Consider the following 20,260-nt stretch of genomic DNA (forward strand, 5'->3'; position numbering starts at 1 on the left):
TCTCCTCACAGAATGCGCGACCCCGGTCGGGGGCGGAACGAAACGTCTTCCACTACGTTCTGGCGCCCGGTGCCCCGGGCACATGAGGCACCGGTCCCGACCGTGTCCCGGCCGGTTTCCCGGCCGGATCCCGGCCGCCGGGGCGGGGCCACCACGTGGTCCGTCGCCGCCCCGCCCAGGGCGGCCCGCAGGACGTCCTCGCCGACCGGGGTGACGGTGCGACCAGCGGTCACATGGGGCTCTCCCAGAGCGTCGAGGAGCACCATGGCGACGGTGTGGTCCTCGCTGCCGCTGCCGTTCGCCGCGTGCCGCAGGGCGCGCAGCACGTCCCGCGCGGTGACGGGTGCGGGAAGGAGGCCGGGTGCGCCCCAGCGCTCCAGCAGTTCCTGGTGCGCGGCCTCCCCCGCCGCGTCGAGCAGTCCCATCCGGCGGGCGCACCGGGCGGCCACCAGCAGGCCCTGGGCCACCGCGTCGCCGTAGCGCAGGGCGCCGACGCCGAGGGCGCGCAGGGCGTCGGCCACCGCATGCCCGTACCGCAGCACCCCGGCCGGGCCGTCCTCAAGCGGGTCGTAGCAGGTCAGGGCGGCGCGGACATCGGCGCACAGGGCGATGAACGAGGCCAGCTCGCCCGTGTCGTACCTGCCGTCCGGGCGCAGCCGGGCGCCGACCTGGTCATAGGCGGCCGGGCACACCGACAGCACGTTCCTGACCAGCGCGTACAGCCCCGGCCGCACGGCATTGGGTGCGAGCGTGTCGAGGAACTCCAACTGCGCACGCACCAGGACCGGCACGCGGCGCGGCCCGGCGGGACCGACCAGCGACAGGGCGGTGTCCAGGACGGCGGGCAGGGTGGTCGGCAGCAGGAGGGGGCCCCGGTGGGTGTGTGCGGCTGGACGGACGGCGGCGTCGAGGACGCTCGTACCCCCGAGCGCCACGATCACGGCGTCGGGCGGGATGTCGTCGGCCCCGAAGGCGATCGCGTCGCACGCCCGCACCATACGGGTCGGGGCGGCCGCGCCGAGGTGGTGCAGGGCGCGGTCGGCGTGGGCCGCCGGGACACCGGGTTCGGATACGAGCAGGAAGCGCTCGGCGTCCAACTGCCGTGCGATGCCGGTCAGTTCGCCCCACGAGGCGGCTCCGGCCCGCACCTGGAGGGGGAAACGGGCCGGACCGGAGCCGATGCTCCGGTCGAGGGCTACGGATACGGAGAAGGAGCACATGAGGGGACTCGCAGACCGGGCGCTGCCCAAGGGGTGATCGATACCCCTTCACCGTCGGCGCGCCCGGGCCCCGTACACATGAGGCTGCGGCCCCGTCCCGGCCCCATCGTCGGGTCCCGGCCGCCCGTCGGCCCGGGGTGCGTGCTCGCCGTGTGCCGGCGCACGCTGTCGTGTCTTCGCCCAGCCGGTGTGTAATGGCCACCGGCGCGCGGGGCGTCACCCCGGCACCGGGGTGTTCCTGATAGGCAGTCGCGGTGAGCAACCCCGTATCCGCGCGCCGAGCGGACGACATCGGCACCGGCCGGTACGACACCGGACGCGGCCTGCCGTTCGCCCTGGCCGCTTACGCGTTCGCCGTCACCATGTGCGGCACGACGCTGCCCACTCCCCTCTACGCCTTGTATCAGCAGAAGTTGGGCTTCTCCTCGTTCATGGTGACCGTGATTTTCGCGGTGTACGCCGTCGGTGTCATCGTGGCGCTGCTCCTGCTGGGGCAGCTGTCGGACTCCGTGGGCCGGCGGCCGGTTCTGCTGGCGGGGTTGGTGCTGTCGGCGATGAGCGCGGGGTGCTTCCTCTTCGAACGCGGGCTGCCGGAGCTGTTCGCGGGCCGAGTGCTGTCGGGGCTTTCGGCCGGGCTGTTCACGGGGACGGCGACCGCCGCCGTGGTGGAGCTCGCCCCCAAACGGTGGGCCACGTCCGCCACGCTGATCGCGACCGCGGCCAACATGGGCGGCCTGGGCAGCGGACCGCTGCTCGCCGGTCTGGTGGCACGGTACGCGCCGGATCCGCTCCGCCAGGTGTTCCTCCTGGACCTGGCACTCGTGGCGGCGGCCGTCGTCGGTGTGCTGCTGATCCCGGAGACGGTACGGGAGCGGCACGGCACGTCGCGCCGCCCCCGGCGGCTGCACGTGCCGCCGTCGGTGCGCCCCGCCTTCGTACCGGCGGCCATGGCCGGTTTCACGGGGTTCATGACACTGGGCCTGTTCGCGTCGGTGGCACCCAGCTTCCTCAAGGAGCTGGTGGGCGTGAGCGATCCGGCGGTGGCGGGCACGGTGGTCTTCCTGGCCTTCGCGGCGTCGACGGCCGGACAGCTGCTGATGGGACGGGTCGGTGTGCACCGGGCACTGCCGTGGGGGTGCGTGGCGCTCGTGGCGGGCATGGCGCTGATCGCCTCCGCGCTGATCGCGGCTTCCCTGCCGCTGCTGGTGGCGGGGGCGGTCACAGCGGGCGCGGGGCAGGGACTGTCGTTCCGGGCCGGTGTCACCATGGTGAGCGAGCACAGCCCGCCCGACCGACGGGCGGAGATCACCTCCGCGTTGTTCGTCGTCTTCTATGTGGCGATCTCGATTCCCGTGGTCGGCGTGGGCATCATGGCCGTCACGCTGGGGCTGCGACCGGCAGGGTTGATCTTCAGCGGATGCGTCGCCCTGCTGGCGGCCACCACGACCGTACTGCTGTGGCTGCGGCCGGTGCCGTCCAACGTCTGAACCCTGACACGTGCCTTGCTCGCCGCAGCACGGGGAAAATCACGGTGCGAAGATCGCGACGTCCTGCTAACGTCCTCCGCATGAAGCGCGCTGCTATCGCCATGACGACGACGCCGGAGAGTGTCCCGGCGCGCTGACTGATGTTCTGGTCCGAAGCCCCGGGGCGAGTGCCCCGGGGCTTCGCCGTGTGGTCACTCGCCCGATGTCCACGAGGAGACCGCCATGCACGACCACCGCAAACTCGGCCGCGAACTGGACCTGTTCGACACCGACCCGCTGATCGGCGCGGGACTGCCGTACTGGCTGCCCGACGGCGCGACCGTACGGCACACCCTGGAGGAGTACATCCGCGACGCCGAGCGGCGAGCCGGGTACCGGCATGTGTACTCACCCGTGCTCGGCAAGCGGGAGCTGTACGAGATCTCGGGGCACTGGGAGCACTACAGCGACGACATGTTCCCCCCGATGGACCTCGGCGGCGAACAGGTCGTCATGCGGCCGAGCATGTGCCCTCATCACGCGATCATCTACCGCTCGCGCTCCCACAGCTACCGCGAACTTCCCCTGCGCATGGCCGAGTTGGGAGGCATGTACCGCTCCGAACTCTCCGGTGTGCTCGGCGGGTTGACCCGGGTGCGAGCCATCCAGCTCAACGACGGGCACATCTTCTGCACCCTGGACCAGGTGGCCGAGGAGGCGCGGGCGGCGCTGGAGATGATCCGCCGGGCGTACGAGGCGCTCGGTATCGCCCCGACCCGCTACCGGCTCTCGCTGCCCGGTCCCGGCGGCAAGTACGTCGCCGCACCCGAGAAGTGGGAGCGGTCCGTCGCGCTGCTGACCGAGGTCCTGGACCAGTCCGGTCTGCCGTACGAGGCGGCCGAGGGCGAGGCCGCGTTCTACGGTCCCAAGATCGACGTCCAGGTCACCGACAACGCGGGCCGGGAGTCCACCCTGTCCACCGTCCAGGTCGACTTCCACCAGCCCGAGCGGTTCGACCTGCACTACATCGGGGCGGACGGCGCCAAACACCGCCCGGTCATGGTCCATCGTGCCATCATCGGCAGTGTGGAGCGGGCCGTCGCCCACCTCATCGAACAGCACGGCGGCGCCTTCCCCGCCTGGCTCGCCCCGACCCAGCTGGCGATCCTCCCGATCTCGGACAGCGAACTGCCGAACGCGGTGGCACTCGCCGAGCGATGCATGGCTCTCGGCCTGCGTGCCGAGATCGCGGGACCGGACCGCGGCAGCCTGGGCGCCCGTATCCGAGAGGCCCGACTGGTGCCCTACCAGGCCGTGATCGGCGCCAAGGAAGCCGCCGACGACCACGTGGCACTGCGCCTGCGCGACGGCCGCCGCCTCGACCCGCGGCCGGTCGCCGACGCGCTCACCCGCATCGGCGCCCTGGTCGACGCCCACAGCACCGACCTGTGGGCCGACACCGCTTCGTGAGCCGTACGGACCGCGGGATGCGCCCTGAACGGCCGTGGATCCGGCCGTAATTCGTCAGACCCGGCCTCGGCGCCGGCGCTGCGTTGTCGCCGGGCACCACGTGTCGTGGTGCCCGGTATCCCAGGAAGGCAGCGGCAGCGATGGACATCCGTCCCACCACCGGCCGGGACCTCGACGTCTTCGTCGACACCCTCCATGCCGCGTTCGGGCGCTTCCGTCAAACCCCGGCCGGGGACGGCGGCGGGGCCCTCTGGTCGGCGTAGGAAATGGACCGCAACCTGCTCGCCACAGCGGCGGACGGGCGGCCCGTCGGCACCGCCGGTGCGTACTCCTTCGAGCTCACCCTGCCCGGTGAGATCCTTGTGCCGACCTCCGGGGTCACCGCCGGCCCTGGCCCGGTTCCTGCTAGGACACGACCTGGTCACCCGGGTCGTGTTCAAGCACGTCCCGACCGGGCACCCGGTGCGCTGGCAGTTCGAGGACTTCCGGGCCGGCGAGGTGAGCGGCGACACCGACTGGCTCTGGGTGCGACTCCTTGACGTCCCGCGTGCGCTGACCGCGCGCGGCTGGTTCATGGACGGCGAGCTCGTCCTCGACGTCGACGACCCGTTCCTCGACGAGCACGGCCGCTATCTGCTCACCGTCCGGGACGGCAAGGCCGACTGCGTCCCCACGGACCGGGACCCCGACCTGTCCCTGGACATCAGCGACCCGGGCTCGGTCTACCTCGGCGGCACCGCCCCGAGCACGCTCGTGCGGGCCGGACACATCCGGGCCCACCGCCCGGGCGCGGCCACCCTCGCCGACGCCCTCTTCCGCGCCGAACGGTCCCCGCACCGCCTCCACTGGTTCTGACCACGCGCCGGCCGGGCCCGCGGGTGCCGCATCAGGTGGAGAGGTTGATGTCCAAGGTGCTCAGGACCCAGTCGATCGGGTTGGCGAAGGTGAAGCCGCCCACCTCGTCCCCCGCGAACAGCAGACCCACCGGGTTGGTCGCGGCGTCGGCGGTCCAGATGATCGAGCCCGAGTCCCCTCCGCGGCTGAAGAGGTAGCCGGGGTTGTTGATGGAGATCTGCCGGTCGAAGAAGGCCGTACGGCCGCCGGAGTAGCTGATGTTGCCGCTCCACGTGGTGCTCACGACCGAGCCGTACGTCAGCTGCGTGGTGCGGCCCATCTTGCCCACCCCCATGCCGTTCTGGGCGGGAACGGTCTGGCTGCCGATGGTGAAGAACTGGACGACGCCCGCCACGAGGTGGAACAGCGAGCGGGTGACCCGGTCCGGGAAGCACCAGCCGATCGCACAGTCGACGTAGTTCGTCTTGCCCGTGAAATCGAGAACGCCGTAGTTCTCCAGAACCGCGATCTGGTCGTCGGGGCAGGTGCCGCCGTCCGCCGGGCCCGGCTGGACGATGCAGTCGCCCACCTGGGCGTTGTTCTCATTGGCCAGCACATGGTTGTTGCTCAGACAGAACAGCTTGTCGGCGGCGGGTCCGCTGCGTCCCACGGCCAGGCACCCCATCGTCCCGGCGGTGATATTGACGTGCCCCACGGAGATCCCACCGGGGGCAGGGCGGTTGCGGAACGCTCCGGAGATCGCCCTGATGCGGCCGCTGTGGATCACCTGGATCGGGACGTCGCGGGCCGGCTGCACGTCCATGGTGTCCACGAGCAGCGCACGCACCTCGTCGGCTGTCACCGGCTCGGCGACGTGGACCTGAAGGACCTGTTGGCCCGGCGCTCCTTCACCGCCCGGTTCGCCCAGCCCGACAGCGACTCCTTGGATGTTGTCCACCCCGCGCAGGCTGTCCGCGGACCGTGGACCCGCGGAACGCCGGTACAGGGCATGCTTGATCGCCTCGGCGGCCGCTTCCTTGGCTCTCAGGACCTGCCGATCGGCGCCGCTGGCCTCGTCCTGCCGAGCCAGCAGGTCGGGCGTGGGCTCGAACGAGACTCCGCCGTCTCCGGGTGCTCCGTGCGGCCCGCCTCCCTCGGGAGGCACCGAGAACGCTGTGCCGCCGCTTCCCTGATCAGTCATGGCCTGCTCCCTTCTCCACACGTCAACGAGAGGGGTGCGCCGCGCGAGGGCTCACCGCGTACGGCACGCACCGTGCGCAGGATGCGTTCGGCCGCACTGCGGGGAGATGTTCCAACGGCCCGGCGCGGTCTGCCGCTCCAGTGTCCGGAGACCGCCTGGCGCATCGTGCGCCTACACCATCAGTCTCATCCCCGCCACCGGAGCACCGCAACTGCGCGGACGAGCCGACTGACGCCGTGTGACGTAGCGTGGAATGCGCCAACTCGGCAAGGTCGCGCTTCCAAACGCACTCTGTGAGAGGGCAGATGTACCGCTCGGAACCAGTCTCTGCGCCGCGCTTGCGCCTGCTCGGCCAGTTCCGGCTGGAGTACGACACCGAAGCGGTCGAGCTGTGCATGAACGCGCAACGACTGCTGGCTTTCGTCGGACTGCGGGGGCATGTCAGCCGGACGGTGCTCGCCGGAACCCTGTGGCCGGACGTCACCGAAGAACACGCCAGGGGAAGCCTTCGTACGGCCCTGTGCAAGCTGCCGGGGCAGGAGCGGGCGCTCCTGCACTGCAACCGGGACTCGATGTCCATCGCCGACTGTGTCACGGTGGACGCCCACGCACTCGCCGAGACCGCCCTGAGCGTGGTGCGGGCCACCGGGACGCCGGATGACAGACCGGCGCTGGCGGTGCTGCGGGACTGCGGCGACCTGCTGCCCGGCTGGGACGAGGACTGGGTGCTCCTGGAGCGGGAACGGCTGCGCCAACTGCGGCTGCACGCCCTGGACGCGGTGGCGGAGAGCCTGGCGCGAGCGGGCTGTCACGCGCTCGCTCTGGAGGCGGCCCTCGCGAGCGTGCGGATCGAGCCGTTGCGCGAGAGCGCCCACCGGGCAGTGGTGTCCGCGCACCTTGCGGAGGGCAACGTGATCGAGGCGGTGCGGCACTACCGCGCGTTCCAGCGGCTGCTCCGCGAGGAGCTGGGCCTCGAACCGTCCCACCGGTTCGCCCGGATGATTCCGCCCACCGACAGCAGCCCACCGATAACAGCGCGATGACGGCGGGCTGACGGACTCCGCCTACCCTTTTGCTGAGGTGCAAGGACCATGACCCAGCACGACTACGGTGAGGGACCTCGCGAAGAGTCGTCACAGGCCGATTTCATCCCCATGGAGCACAGGCCCGTGACGCTGCTGCGCCGCGATGACATGGTGGTCCTTACGTTCAACTTCATCAACCTCGCTCAGACGGGCGTGGGAGCCGACCGGAAGCTGGTGGTCGCGAATCCTGCATCGCCCGCCGCCCTCTCCGTGGAACTGCCTCCCCAGGCGGTACTGGAGGAGGCGACCTCGCTCGGCGGGGCGACGACCGGGGTGAAGGCCGCTCAGCTCTCCGGCCCGAGCACGCTCACTCTGGGCGTACCGCCCAACGCGTCGATCCCCTTCACGGCGGCCGGCCTGCTCAACTGGGCGTCGCTGGCGACCACCCGGGACGGCACTTCGCTGGAGTGCGTCTGGGGGCTCTCCTTCCGGCCCGTACCCACGGCGGTGACATGGGTGCACGCGGTGGAGCCGGTGACCAGCGCCGCCGGGGTCACCGGGCTGTGGCAGACCCACCTCGCGCTCCCGCCCGCCGCGACCGATCCGGCCGGGGCCCTGGCGTCCACCCTTCCCGTATCGCTGGACTCCGGTGGGGTACCGCGTCCCAGCCAGGACTTCGTCAGCTCTCTGACCCCCTCGCAGCGAGGGCAGATCGCCGACGCGATGGGCGCACGACCGGTCCTTGCCAAACGCCTGGCCCTCAACGCCCTGGGCGCCGAGGTGGACCTCACGGGCAACTGGGACGGGGTCCAAGGTGTCGGAGTGACGGCGTATCGCCACCAGTCGGTGGGCGGCCGTGACACGGTCGTCCAGGTGGTGGAGCGGGGCTATCTGTTCCCCCTCGGTTTCCCGGTGCAGATCTCCACCTGCACGGAACGGCGGCTGGACTACGGACTGGTCCAGACGAGCCATCTGGTCGTCCTCGTCCCCCGGATCGCCTACACCGGCCTCGCAGCCCTTCCGCACGAGGGCCGGGGTTTCCCCTTCGAGCAGGTCCGGCTGAACGGCCCGCTCACCGCCGACGTGTCGAGCAGCGACGAGCAGTTCCTCGACCTCGGATTCTGGGTGTACGGGCCTGACGAGTCCGACCGGCGCCGACGCTTCAGCCTCACCGCCGAGGACAGCCGCGGGCACTCGGCCACCTTCAGCGCGCCCCTCGCCTTCGTCCGGGGGAACCTCGCCTACGCGGGTCTTGACGATGCCGCCCGCCTGTACACCTCCCAAGTGGGAGATCTGGCGCTGCCCGCGGCCGGAAGGGTGGAACTGGCCCCCACGACCGGCGACACCCCCGAGTCCTCCACGGTCGAAGTGGCCGCGCTGCACATCGGTGCGGAGCCGTCGACGGTCGCGGCGGCGGATCTGGAGAACGCGGGACTGCTCGCCGCGTTTCCCCGACTGCTCGGCGTCGAGGCCCGGCTACCCGCGCTGGACGCCTTCACCGCGCAGAGCGTCGGCGGAGCGATGGATGTGACCGCCGGACAGGTGCAGCGGCTGGAACGCGACATCGACTACGTCGAACACGGCCTGACGGCTGCCAAGAACGTCTACGCACGGCTGCAAAACCCTGCCTCGTTGGCGCCGCCGGCGGCGACGACCGGCGCGGTGGCCTCGTTGGCGATGTCGGTGACGGGCCTGTCGAGCCAGCAGGGTCTGATCGGCGGCGACCTTGCCGCGTTCAAGAACGGGCGGTTCGACCCGCTGAGTTATTTCGCGCCGCCCGCCGCCGGTGGTGTCTCCCCGGCGAAACTGCTCGGATTCCTGAATCTGCCCGAACTCATCCCGCCCATACCCGACTTCACCACGATCGGTGACAGGGAGGATGTGCCCCGTATGGTCACGGAGGTGCTGCGCCCGCCCGGGGCCCTGGCACCGCCCGACCGGGTACGCACCACGCTCACCTGGCACACCAAGGTCAAGGTAGACACTTTCGGCCCCCTGGTGACCACCGCCGACACCGAGCTCGAACTGCGCGGCACCACCCTGATCCAGCTGGCCGGCGGGGAGCCCCAGGCGGAGATCCGCGGCGAGCTGCGCTCCTTCACCCTGTCGTTCCTCTCGATCCTGGACATCAAGTTCAAGCGGCTGGCCTTCACCAGCAAGACCGGCACCTCGCCTTCCCTCGACCCCAAGATCGGCGAAGTGACCTTCGCCGGCGACCTGCAATTCCTGGACGCGTTGCGCCATTACCTGCCGTCCCCCGACAACGGACCCCGGATCACGTCGGACCCCGACCGGATCGAAATCGGCTACAGCCTGGCGATCCCGTCGATCGGTATCGGCGTGTTCCTGATGCAGAACCTGGCCCTGTCGGCTTCGGTCGTCCTTCCGCTGCGCGGTGCGGGAGGGGTCAGCGCCGCGTTCGCTCTGTCGTCGCGCGACCACCCCTTCCTCGTCACGGTCTCCCTCTTCGGGGGCGGCGGTTTCTTCCGCTTCGAAGTCGACTCGGGACAGATCCAGCTGGAGGCCCAGCTGGAGTTCGGTGCTGCCACCGCCCTCGATCTCGGAGTGGCCAGCGGCTCCGTCTCCGTGACGGCGGGCATCTACCTGTACCTCGCGCCCGAAGGATCGAAGATCAAGGGTTTCCTCCGGGCCGTGGGAGCACTCGATGTCCTCGGCATCATCACCATCTCCGTGGAGTTCTACCTCGCGCTGGAGTTCCGCCCGCCCAAGGAGGTGCACGGCATCGCCTCCGTGACCGTACGGGTTCGGCTGGCCTTCTTCTCCCAGGCGGTGACACTGTCGGTGGAGCGTTCCTTCAGCGGTGGCGGCGACCCGTCGTTCGGCGACGCGTTTCCGACCCAAGTGCCCTGGCAGGCCCGGTGTGACGCGTTCGCACCGATGGGGGACCAATGATCAAGGAAACGGTCGTCTGGACGCTGCTGCCCGATCCCTCGGCCGATCCGGCCACGGGGGAAGCGCAGTTGTCCCTGGTGTTCGGCTTCCAGCTGTCCACGGACGAGGGGAATCCGGCGGGTACCGCGGTGCTGCCCCTGTGCCGGTACCCGCATGTCAGCGTCTGGCCGGACTTCGCGTTCGAGCTGAGCGTACGGATCAAGAAGCCGACCGGGGAGTCGGTGACCGTGCGGACCACGGTGAGCGCCGTCCCCGAACCAGCCCTGTGGCGGGCGCTGTTCCCCGACTCCAGTCCGGTACAGCCCTTCCTCTTCGACCGCACGGTGTCGAAGGATCCGATCCAGTCCTACCCCACCCGCCTCGTGGCGGGTGCGCTGCGCGAGGAGTACGGCAGGCTGTTCACCGCCGCCGGCGGGACCGGCCGGCCAGGTCAATGGGACGCCGTGGACGGCCTCGTACGCCGGGTGGGGTTGCCGCAGGGCTCCGGGATCGCGGTGGATCCCTTCAACTCGCTGCTCCGGCAAGGGGTCCTGCCCGACGACATCCCCCAGGACCCGGCCGGCTGGGTGCGCCTGGCCGACTTCCATCGGCCGCTCGCTGTCCACGGAGCCGGGAGGCAGGCCCCGCCGAGTCAGGCGTCGGCCCTTCAGCGCGATGTCCACGCCCTGCTCGCCGCGCTCGCCGACCACCCGGCGCTGATGACCGCCGTCGGCCTCGTCCGTCAGGTGAAATTCGCCTTGCCCACAGGTCTCGAAGGGCCCGTGACCATTCAAGCCGTGCCGCTGAACAGCCAGTTCGTCAACAACTACGTGCCATGCACCCAGTGCCTGGCGCAAGCCGGACGGCTGGTACTGGCCCGGGCGGGCGGCAGTGCGGCCGCACTGCACCTGCCCCTGGACGACGCCGGCCGCTTCACGGTGGTGGACTTCGACGTCGACGCGGGGGCGCTGGCACTCCAGTCGTACGCGAACGCGCTGAGCCGTCTCCCCCGCGACGGGCTCGCCCCCGCGCTGCGCGCACCGACCCTTCACACCGACGGCATCTTCGTCGCCGAGAAGGACCGCCAGGTCACCTTCCAGAACATCCTCAAACAAGCTGAGCTCATCGACGAGGACCTGGGGACGCCCCAGCCCGAACCGGGCGACGCCATCACCCTGGACGGCGACAATGTGCAGCAGGGCTACCGGGTGGACGTCTACGACGAGGGCTCCCGCCGTTGGTATCCGCTCTGCCGCCGCGTGGGTGCGTACACCGTGCACGGGTCGAGCAGTCCCGTACCGGTCGACGACGAAGGCTCGGTGACCGACGCCCTCGCGCGCGGCTTCGACGAGCAGGGACACCCGGTTTCCCGGTTGCACCAATCGCTGTTCCGCTGGCACGGCTGGAGCCTGATCGCCGAACCGCCGGGCAAGATGCTCGATCTCTCCGGCCGGCTCCAGGACCCGGCTCCCATGGGGGACCCCACGCTCCCCTTCGCCGCCAGCTTCGGTCCACCCGCCAGAACACTCCCGTCGCTGCGCTACGGGCGCTCCTACCGCTTCCGGGCACGCCTCGTCGACCTCGCGGGACGCAGCCTTCCGTTCACCGAACAGCCCAGCACCGGCGAACCGGCGACAGCACCCCTGCGCTATTCCCGCTACGAGCCGGTGCCCGCCCCGATCCTGGTCTCGCGCCGCCCTGTCACCTACGGGGAGTCCGTCGCCGTCCTCGTCGTACGGACCGACAACCGCGACCCCACGGCCCCGGTCAAAGGGCCGGCCTGTGAACGCCATCTGCTGGCGCCCAAGGCCGCGGTGCTCATGCTGGAACGGCACGGCGTGCTGGACGTCGGTGGTGAACACCGCCTCGACCCCGGCGTCTACGCCCTGCTCAAGCGGCTCGACGGCGGTGTCGTGACCGGCCCGGCGGACGCCGGCGCCGGTGGCACCCCCTATGTGGACACGGACGCGATGGATCTGCCCTGGCTGCCCGACCCCCTCTCGGACGGAATGGCCCTGCACGGTCTGCCCGGGACGCCTGAACTGCTGGTGCCGTGGCCCCGGGACACCGCCTGGTACCAGCGGTTCCCGCTGCGGCTGGTGGCGATTCCCGGCACTGCGGCAGCCGCCCCGCCGCCTCCGGTCGTCACTCCGGCGAAGCGACTGGTGGAGCTGACGCTGGCGCCCGGCACCGCCTTCTCGGCGCCGCTCAGCAGCATGCTGAGCTCCGGCGACGAGGAGATCATGGGCCTGTGGCACTGGTTCGCCGACACCGGTACCCGGACTCCACAAGAGATCGCCGAGACACGCGCGCATGCCATCGCCGGCCGCGTCGCACAGCTCACGCCCACCACGGAACTGCATCTGGTCCACGCCGTCCCCTGCCCCGTCGCGGCCCCGGCGTTCGGCCAACCGCGCATCCTGCGCGAGCCCCACGCGACCGCGTACGTCCTGGACGACCAGGCGGTGGCGATCCACCGGGCATCGACGCAGTCCCTGCACACCGAGGCCGCCTGGACGCAGACGGTCGACGACACGACTCAGCCGGGGCCGACCACCTCGTCCGCCCGGGCCCTGCTGCACCCGGACAGCGGGGACGTGCCCGAGACCGGCGCCGTCGACACCGTGCCGTTCACAGCCCGCCATGACGCGGGCGACACCCGCCACCACATGGTGCAGTTCACCCCTGTCGGCACCTCGCGCTTTGTCGCGTACTTCACCGAGCGCAAGACGCTGCGACTGACCGGGACGAACCCGCAGCACGTGGCGGACGCCTTTGTACCGGGTACCGCCGTAGTACGTGCCGCCGTCCCGGCACTCACCGACAACGGCACCCCGGGCGAACCCGGAACCGCCTACAGCCCCGAGCGGGACGTCCTGATCCGCGACGCCACCGGAGATGTCGCACGCCGCGAGGGCGGGGCCGTGACGGACGGGCAATCCGTGGAAGTCTCCTTCGTCGTGCCCCCGGTCACCCGCGCCGGTGCCTCGGTCACGCTGCACGTACCGGCCACGACCCGGCCTCCCGCACCGGCCGTCCACAGCGTCGTACCCGCCTTCCGCTGGCAGGAGGACCATACGGACGGAGTCCTGGCTCGCACGCGGAAAGGCGGAGCGGTACGGGTCTATCTGGAGCGCCCGTGGTACCTCTCGGGGGAAGGCGAACTGCTCGCCGTCCTCGTCCTGGGGCAGACGGACCAACCCGACGACTCCTCCGAACAGTGGGCCACGATGTGGGGGCGCGACCCCATCCGCGAAGCCGGCGCCGCACCGGTGATCGCCTTCCCCCGGCCTGCGGATCTCGTCGGCGCGATACCCATGACGGTCTCCCCCGGGCAGGCCATGGGATACCCCGTCGCCTACGACAGTCACCGCCGTCTGTGGTACGCGGACGTCCAGTTCCTGGCCGACAACCTCTACCAGCCCTTCGTGCGGCTCAAGGTGGCGCGGCTGCAACCGGACGCCCTGACCGCACCCGAGGACCTGCGCCTGTCGACCGTGGCCGACGCCGGATTCGTCCAACTGCCCACGACCCGTCGCGCCTCGGTGACTCTCAGCGGCACGAACGCGCTGGTCACGGTCAGCGGCCCGGTCCCGCCCGCGGGACCGGACGGTCTCAGCACCAAGTTCACCGCCCTGTTGCAGGCCCGCGGACGGTCCACGGTCGACGACCCTGTCGACTGGCAGACACTGACGGGAGTGACGCCGGTCGACCTCGCTCTCCAGCAGGTGACCAACCAGATCGGACTCTGGACGGGAACCCTCACCGTGCAGCCGAGCACCGTCTCCCGACGGATCCTCGTACAGGAGACCGACACGACCCAAGGGACTTCCGTGACGGGCGAGCGGCTCAGCTACTTCGACACGTTCAACCTGTGAACCAGGTCAACAAGTCTTCAGCAAGTGTCGAACGCCACCCACGGGCTGACGACGGGAGGTTTGTTGTATTCCTCCTTACAGCGGTAGCGGATATACAGAATGCCATCCTGGCAGGAGGTGTACGTTTGGCAAGAAGGCTCAAATTCACACTCCCCCAAGCACGGAGTCATGCATTTCGCGATACATTTGGGCACGTCATAACTGTTCTTGCACTGATTCCGGCACGTGACCCCACACTCGTAGTTGCAGGTGCCCGGGTCGACGCCGTCGGCGGCAGCGAAGACCGCCACGTCGCGCGGCTGCGCGGTGAATCCTGGCACGCTCACGGTCGTTGTCCTTTCTCGCCAGCAGTCTCAATGGTCGTAGTAGGGCGACAGTTTGGTCAGGATGAACGGGAATTCATCCCGAACATCGACCCGTACGAACCATTTGTCGATCACGTCTGTACGCCGGTCGGTGAACGAGAACACCACGTCCATAACCCTTCGCCCACCCTCGATGTGCGAGGGGCGGACGTCGATCGCGGTGAGCAACGAGTCTTCGAGGGATTTCTCGAACGTCTTGATGTAGATCGCCGAGTAGCGCACCGCCAGGTAGTTCAGCGCCCGGTGCTCGTCCGACGTACCCGCGTTGTCGGCCATCTGCATGATCCTCTGCAGCAGCCGTTCAGCCGCGGCCGCGAATTCGTGCTCCGACATGTCATCGGGCTTTTCGATGGCGAGCACGAGTTCGTCGGTGTCGAAAGAGAAGAGCTGATCGAAGTGGACCACGGGCAGCATCAAGCCGTTGCAGAGCTCCGGCGGCGCGATCCCGCCGCGCAGTCCCACGACGACATCGAGGTCCGTGGCTCGGGGATTGGCGCGCACGGCACGGGCCAGCAGACGGAAGTCCGCCGGGTCACGCGGCCGAAGAAGGTAGGTGTCGACGCCCTGAACGGTGAGTACATAGCAGAGCTGCCGCACGAGGTAGCGGTTCTCCCGTCTGCCGAGGACCTCGCTCACCGCTTCGCGGTCGGTGAGGCTCGCCCTCCTGCTCCGCCCGATGCTCTGCGCAAGCTCCCGGTCGACGCCCAGATCGGGAATGCGGAAGTCGACCCGGCCGAGGGCGTAGCAGAACGACGGTGGCTCGTGCGTCGCCCCGTGTCTGTCCGGGGCATCGGGCTCCGCCCCGCAGGTGTGGCACTCCTCGGGGACCACGGAGGCCGAAGGCTCGTTCCCGATGTCTTCGAGACTCATGGGAGGCTCCTGAATTCCTCAGTGTTGCCGACCAGATCGACCGGGCCGACCGGAGAAGGTGAGCCACTGGTTCATCCTTCGGGCGCGCTTCGTACAGCCGCCGCAGGGCGGGACCCCCACCGCCTTGGTCACTCGTTGCACGAAATCTCCGAGGCCGATGTCGTCCTCGTTCACGAACCCGGGGAGACGCACGCGATGTGCCGGCGGGTCCTCGGTACCCGATCGCCGGGTCGGGTGTCGGTTTCTCAACACACCCTCCGTTCCCTGCACAACTCACCCCACGATCCATGCTCCTCTTCAACGGGAGCGGTGCAAAGTCGAAAAGCGCTGCCGCGCTGTTCTTGACGCACGCGTGACGCGGAAATAACGATGCGCCCCCTATCGTGCGAAGCAACCGCTGAAGAACGACGGTTGCACTGGCTCCGCGGTCGGGAAGGGACGTTCCGATGGCAGCGGAACGCTACGAACAGATCCAAGGACTGGAAGGGATCCGGCCCGGACCCCGCGCCTCGGCGGACGAACTCTCGGAGGCCCTTTCCGACGTTCTCCACGCCCTGGACGCCGGGCAGAGCGCGGCGTCCATGCGGGAGTCCGAAGCCGGTATGCCGGGTCCGTCAGGCCCGTACGCCGCGCCCACCGCGCCCCTGCCCGGTTTCGACCGGCCCGTCGTCCGTATCCGGACCTCTCCATCGAGCCAGGCCGACCCGATCGCCGCCGAGTCGGACCCGCGCATGCCGCCGACAACCACTCGCGGCCCGTTCCGCAACGACGCGGGCGACTGGATCTGGGTCGATACGTATGCCCCTTCCGGCAACATCCAGGTGTATGTGAACTACCCGGTCGGCACACCGATGCTGCTGGCCCTGCTGCCGATCACGCCCGGGTCCACCGCATTGTCCGCGGGCGCCGTATGGCTCGCGACGGCCGCGCTCGTGCCGGGACGGCCACTCGACGAGTTCGTGGGGTTGCCGGTCAGCGGTGGCAGCGTGGGGCTGGACACCGTGGTCGGCACCACCTCGACGACGATCACCCTCGGCGGGGACTGGCGGTTGCGACTGGACGTCGACGTCGCTGCCCCGCCCGGTGCCGGAGCGGCGGGAGGCCCGGGCGAGGACGCCTCCGCCGCCACCGTCGGCCTCCCCGCCTCGGCCACCTTCGACCTCCGCATGCTCAGGGCGGCGAAGATCGGTTTCAGCGACGCCCACCTCGGCGTCTACGGATCCTCCGTGACCCTCTCGCGCTCCACCGACCCCGCGTTCTACGACGCTGTCTCGGCTTCGGTCGTCGTACCCGCGACCGCCTCGGCCGCCGCCTTCGCCTTCACGGACGTACGGTCGCAGCTGTGGAAGATCGGGGACGCGGCGGACATCAGCGGGGCCGGATGGGCGCTGCCGGTGGCGCGGGCCGTCTCCGGCGTGGTCACGGACCCGCAAGGCGCGGGCTCCCTCGCCCTCCGTCTGGACGGCCCGCTCAAAGCCCGATGGACCGGGCTGGGAGAGCCGCTGCCGGTCCACTCCCTGCTGCTGTACGTGGCTCCCGGCCAGATCACCGCGTGGCCTTCGGTGCACGAGCCCGGCGTCGTCCAGCGGCTGCTGCTGTGGCAGGAGTCCGGCGCCTCTCCCCCGCGCCGCTCCAGCATCGACTTCGCCGTCGGCACCGGCCCCCCACCGATCTATCGAAGCCGACCGGGCGTGGAACAGATCGTCTTCCTCTGGCGTTCCGCCGTCGGTCACTTCGACCGCCCGGTGACCGCCGACGGCGGACGGATCCGGGTGGCTCCGGGCATCGCGTCGCTCGCGCTGTCCCTCGGCGCCGAGGGCACCAGCGTCACTGTCGTCGCCTTCGGTCCCAACGCGGCCGATCCCCCGCGCATGGCGCTCGCGCTGGAGAACGCGCTGCTCAACACCGGACCTCCTGGGGCGCTGCGCCTGACCGGACACCTCGTCGGCGAGAGCGTCGACCAAGGCGAGCTCGCGTTGGTCTTCACCGCGCGGGCGCTGCTGCCGATCCTGCCCGACCCGTACGCGACCAACCACGCGAACCCGCGCGGCGATCCCGCCACGAGCTTCACCGTGCAGACGAGTGTCACCTGGCCGGTGCCCACCGAGCCGAAGTTGAGCTTCGGCATGCGCGGGGTGCCGACCGGCGCGGGTTCCGACGCTCCGCTCGTCCTCCTGGACGTGTCCAGCAACGCCGACCAGTTCGGCCTGGCCATTCCCACGGAATCGGCGAGCTCGCTCAGCCTCGAAGGGCTCTCGGTGCGGGCACCCGGGGACGTGGCGGCCGTCATCACACTCCCGCCGATCTCCTGGGAGCCGATGCTCACCAAGTCGCCGGATCCGGGCAGCGGTGACATCCCGCTTCCGTCGCCCCCGCACGACGGCGGCCCTGCGGTGGTACGAACACAGAGCACGGCGGTGACTCCCCTCGCACCGATCCCGCTTCTCGCCTCCTACCTCGAAGCGATCGGCGCGGGCGACCACTTCGAGGCGAGGCTGCCGCTGCCGTTCGGCCTGATCGCCGACGTGGACACGCACCAGGCGATGGACCCGAACGACCGGCCCACCTTCCTGGCGCGCGGCGGCAGTGTCCTCCTCAACCAACCGGCCTTCGAGGGACCCCTGGTGGGCGGGTTGCAAGTGGCGATCCGGGGCGGACCCGCCGATCCCGCCCGCGATCCCACGCTGCCCGGATTGGTGCACGACGTGGGCGCGTACACCGAGGGTGTCCTGAGCACCGACATCTACACGCGGTTCACCGGCGACTTCGGCAGTCGTGACTCCGGACAGGGCGTCCCCGTACGCCGCTACGAGCTGTCCGGATACGGCGCGAGCCTGTTCAGCGACTGGCGCGACCACGCGGCGGTCGGCCCGGCGATCATCCAGGCACGGTTCGACGTCCTGGTCGGCCGCGCCTCCCACGTCGTGGTTCAGATGCAGAGCGTCCTGTATCCGCAGCACATCCGGGTGGTGCGGACGATCACCATCGACCGTACGGACGGCGGGTGGGTGCTCCGGGAGGACAGCGGCTGGCTCGCCGCCGGTGACGGCCGACTGGCATACGAGGGCGACCCCGCGGGGAATCCCGCCGTCGCACCGGCCTTCGCACCGGAGGTCCGGCATCCCGGACTGTTCGAAGCGGCCGAGAGAGTCCGCACCATCCGCCTCGCCGCACCGCAGTTCAGCGTGCCGGCCCGCGCCGGAGAGACCGACTCGACCCCCACAACCTGGCAACCCGTCACCTTCGACTGCGACGTCGCCTTCGCCACCGGCTCGGACCCGCGGCTGGTCGTCACGGGCGGGTCCGACGGAAAGCGGACACCGTCCCACGGCGCCACCGGCTGGATCCTCATCGACGGGCCCAAGTACACGACACAGAAAGGCGGACAGACGGTCACGCGCGTCCGGCCGGCGGGCGCACCGCAGGTGTTCGACCTCCTCTCCACCCATGGCCCGGGCACGCTGCCGATCAACTGCTCCCTCCTTCTCGGCGGCACCGACAAGGAACCCGGGCTGCTCCTGGGCGCCGCCCGGGTCGAGGTGGCCTGCAATCAGGACAGCGTGGTTCCCCACCTGGTCGCCGCCGTACGCGGATCGGCGGCACTCCCTCGCGACGGCGCCTGGAGCGTGGTCCGCACGACCGAGGGCGACGCCGCGCCGAAGGCGCTCGATCCGTCCTTCCCGGTGCCGGTGGTCGGGCCCAACGCGTCCTACCCGGGATCCGGCCGTTGGCACGTGGCCGACCCCGCCGACATCACCGCACTCGCCGACACCGCCAAGCCGAGCGTCCGCTATGGCTTCCTGCAGTCGTTCGGCACCCAGACGATCCTGTTCGACCGGCCCCGGGTGGGCAACGACCCGAAGCCGATCACCCTGCCCCGCCCGCCCTACCTGGCGGACATGGGCGCTCTCCTGGGAGCGGTCGGCCCCTTCCCCGGTCTCGCGGACGCCTTCGACTTCGTCGGCATCAAGGATCTGGCCGTCACCGACGGCGCGCTGAGCTACCACGACGAGTTCCCGCTGGTGTCGGCGAAGCAGACGGTACTGATGGACCTCGGCGGGCCGCAGGCCCTCCAGGTCCTGCTCGACTACCACGATGAGCAGACCCCGGCCAAGCCCACCCAGGCCACGATCACGGTCGATCCAGCGGCTTCACCACGGTGGAGCCTGTCCCTGAAGAGGGTCTGCTTCCTGGTCGACTACCACGGCGAACCCCTGGTCAGCATCTTCGGCACCGTGAAGGTCGACGAACACAGCGCGCCGACCGTCGAGGACCTGTGGGTCACCTACGGCGGCACTCTCAAGTTCCTTGAGGCGATCTTCACCAATGTCCAGCAGGTCGCCCGCTTCCTGCCTGGCAGCACGGGCGCCGGGCTGAAGGTCGCCTTCTCCGGCGAGCATCTGAGCGTGCTCAACGCGTTCGCCCTGCCGAACCTCCCTCTCGGCGCCGGGCAGATCACCGATGTCGCCGTGAACATGGGCTTCGACGTCTCGCTGGCACCGCGCGATGTGCGGTTCGTCGCCGGTCTCGGCAGCCCGCAGCAGCCGTTCCGCTGGATCGTCTCACCGCTCGCCGGTACCGGCGTGGTCCAGGTGGCGATCGGCCCGAACGGCCTCGACGTCGTCGTACAGGGCGGTCTCGGCCTGGGACTCGCCATCGACCTGGGCATCGCCTCTGGCGCGGCCTCCGTCGCGATCGCCTTCGAACTCAACACGGGCCCCGACCCGTTCGAGCTCAGGGCGATCCTGTCCGGCCGCGCCAGCGTCGACGTACTGGAGGGGCTGGCCAGCGCCACCATCACACTGTCGGCCGGACTGGGAGTCATCCCCCCGCCGCAGTTCTTCGAAAAGCCCTTCGTCCCGCCCGAGATCCCGCCCCCGACGACCATCCCCGAGATCACGATCGGCCTCACCGCCTCGGTCTCGGTCGGCATCCACCTCAGTGCGTGCTGGGTGGCCGACGTCGACTGGGACGGGTACTGGCAGTTCCGCCAGGACATCACCACCCCCGAGATCGCCCTCCCCCTCCCGTGAGTCACC

At 70.2% G+C, this 20,260-nt stretch carries 8 protein-coding genes and 2 pseudogenes; 7 read left to right on the top strand and 3 right to left on the bottom strand.

Annotated features, from left to right (window positions below; genetic code table 11):
• Positions 1–5: 5 nt before the first annotated feature.
• A complete protein-coding gene (locus ACGFRG_RS02040) occupies positions 6–1,220 on the bottom strand; it encodes a hypothetical protein (protein ID WP_393260404.1) in 1,215 nt (404 codons plus the stop codon).
• A gap of 323 nt (positions 1,221–1,543) precedes the next feature.
• Between ACGFRG_RS02040 and ACGFRG_RS02045 the strand changes: the two genes are divergently transcribed.
• From ACGFRG_RS02045 to ACGFRG_RS02055, 3 genes and pseudogenes are all read left to right on the top strand, one after another.
• Positions 1,544–2,707, top strand: coding sequence for an MFS transporter (locus tag ACGFRG_RS02045; RefSeq protein WP_393260805.1), 1,164 nt, complete (start codon positions 1,544–1,546; stop codon positions 2,705–2,707).
• A gap of 216 nt (positions 2,708–2,923) precedes the next feature.
• Positions 2,924–4,156: pseudogene (thrS, locus tag ACGFRG_RS02050) on the top strand (threonine--tRNA ligase); the annotation flags it as partial.
• 140 nt (positions 4,157–4,296) lie between these two features.
• Positions 4,297–5,011, top strand: a pseudogene (locus ACGFRG_RS02055) (sterol carrier protein domain-containing protein).
• Positions 5,012–5,042: 31 nt separating this feature from the next.
• Here the strand turns inward: ACGFRG_RS02055 and ACGFRG_RS02060 are convergent.
• Entirely contained in the window at positions 5,043–6,191 is a 1,149-nt protein-coding gene (locus ACGFRG_RS02060; protein WP_393260407.1) for a hypothetical protein, read from the bottom strand.
• A 305-nt stretch (positions 6,192–6,496) separates the two neighbouring features.
• Between ACGFRG_RS02060 and ACGFRG_RS02065 the strand changes: the two genes are divergently transcribed.
• The 3 genes from ACGFRG_RS02065 (at position 6,497) to ACGFRG_RS02075 (ending at position 13,986) form a co-directional block, all read left to right on the top strand.
• Positions 6,497–7,234 (top strand): BTAD domain-containing putative transcriptional regulator, encoded by a 738-nt coding sequence (locus ACGFRG_RS02065; protein ID WP_393260410.1) that lies wholly within the window; start codon positions 6,497–6,499, stop codon positions 7,232–7,234.
• 126 nt (positions 7,235–7,360) lie between these two features.
• The gene (locus tag ACGFRG_RS02070) at positions 7,361–10,129 is read left to right on the top strand and encodes a hypothetical protein (protein WP_393260413.1); all 2,769 of its coding nucleotides are present in this window, start codon (positions 7,361–7,363) and stop codon (positions 10,127–10,129) included.
• The gene (locus ACGFRG_RS02075; protein WP_393260416.1) at positions 10,126–13,986 is read left to right on the top strand and encodes a hypothetical protein; all 3,861 of its coding nucleotides are present in this window, start codon (positions 10,126–10,128) and stop codon (positions 13,984–13,986) included. The genes ACGFRG_RS02070 and ACGFRG_RS02075 overlap by 4 nt, the downstream gene beginning before the upstream one ends.
• Before the next feature lie 353 nt (positions 13,987–14,339).
• On the opposite strand, the gene ACGFRG_RS02080 is transcribed toward ACGFRG_RS02075, so the two are convergent.
• Entirely contained in the window at positions 14,340–15,221 is an 882-nt protein-coding gene (locus ACGFRG_RS02080) for a hypothetical protein (RefSeq protein ID WP_393260418.1), read from the bottom strand.
• Positions 15,222–15,667: 446 nt separating this feature from the next.
• On the opposite strand from ACGFRG_RS02080, the gene ACGFRG_RS02085 reads away from it, so the two are divergent.
• Positions 15,668–20,254, top strand: coding sequence for a hypothetical protein (locus ACGFRG_RS02085; protein ID WP_393260420.1), 4,587 nt, complete (start codon positions 15,668–15,670; stop codon positions 20,252–20,254).
• The last annotated feature ends 6 nt before the right edge of the window (positions 20,255–20,260 follow it).

Source organism: Streptomyces sp. NPDC048696, from assembly GCF_043198895.1.
Taxonomy (GTDB): domain Bacteria; phylum Actinomycetota; class Actinomycetes; order Streptomycetales; family Streptomycetaceae; genus Streptomyces.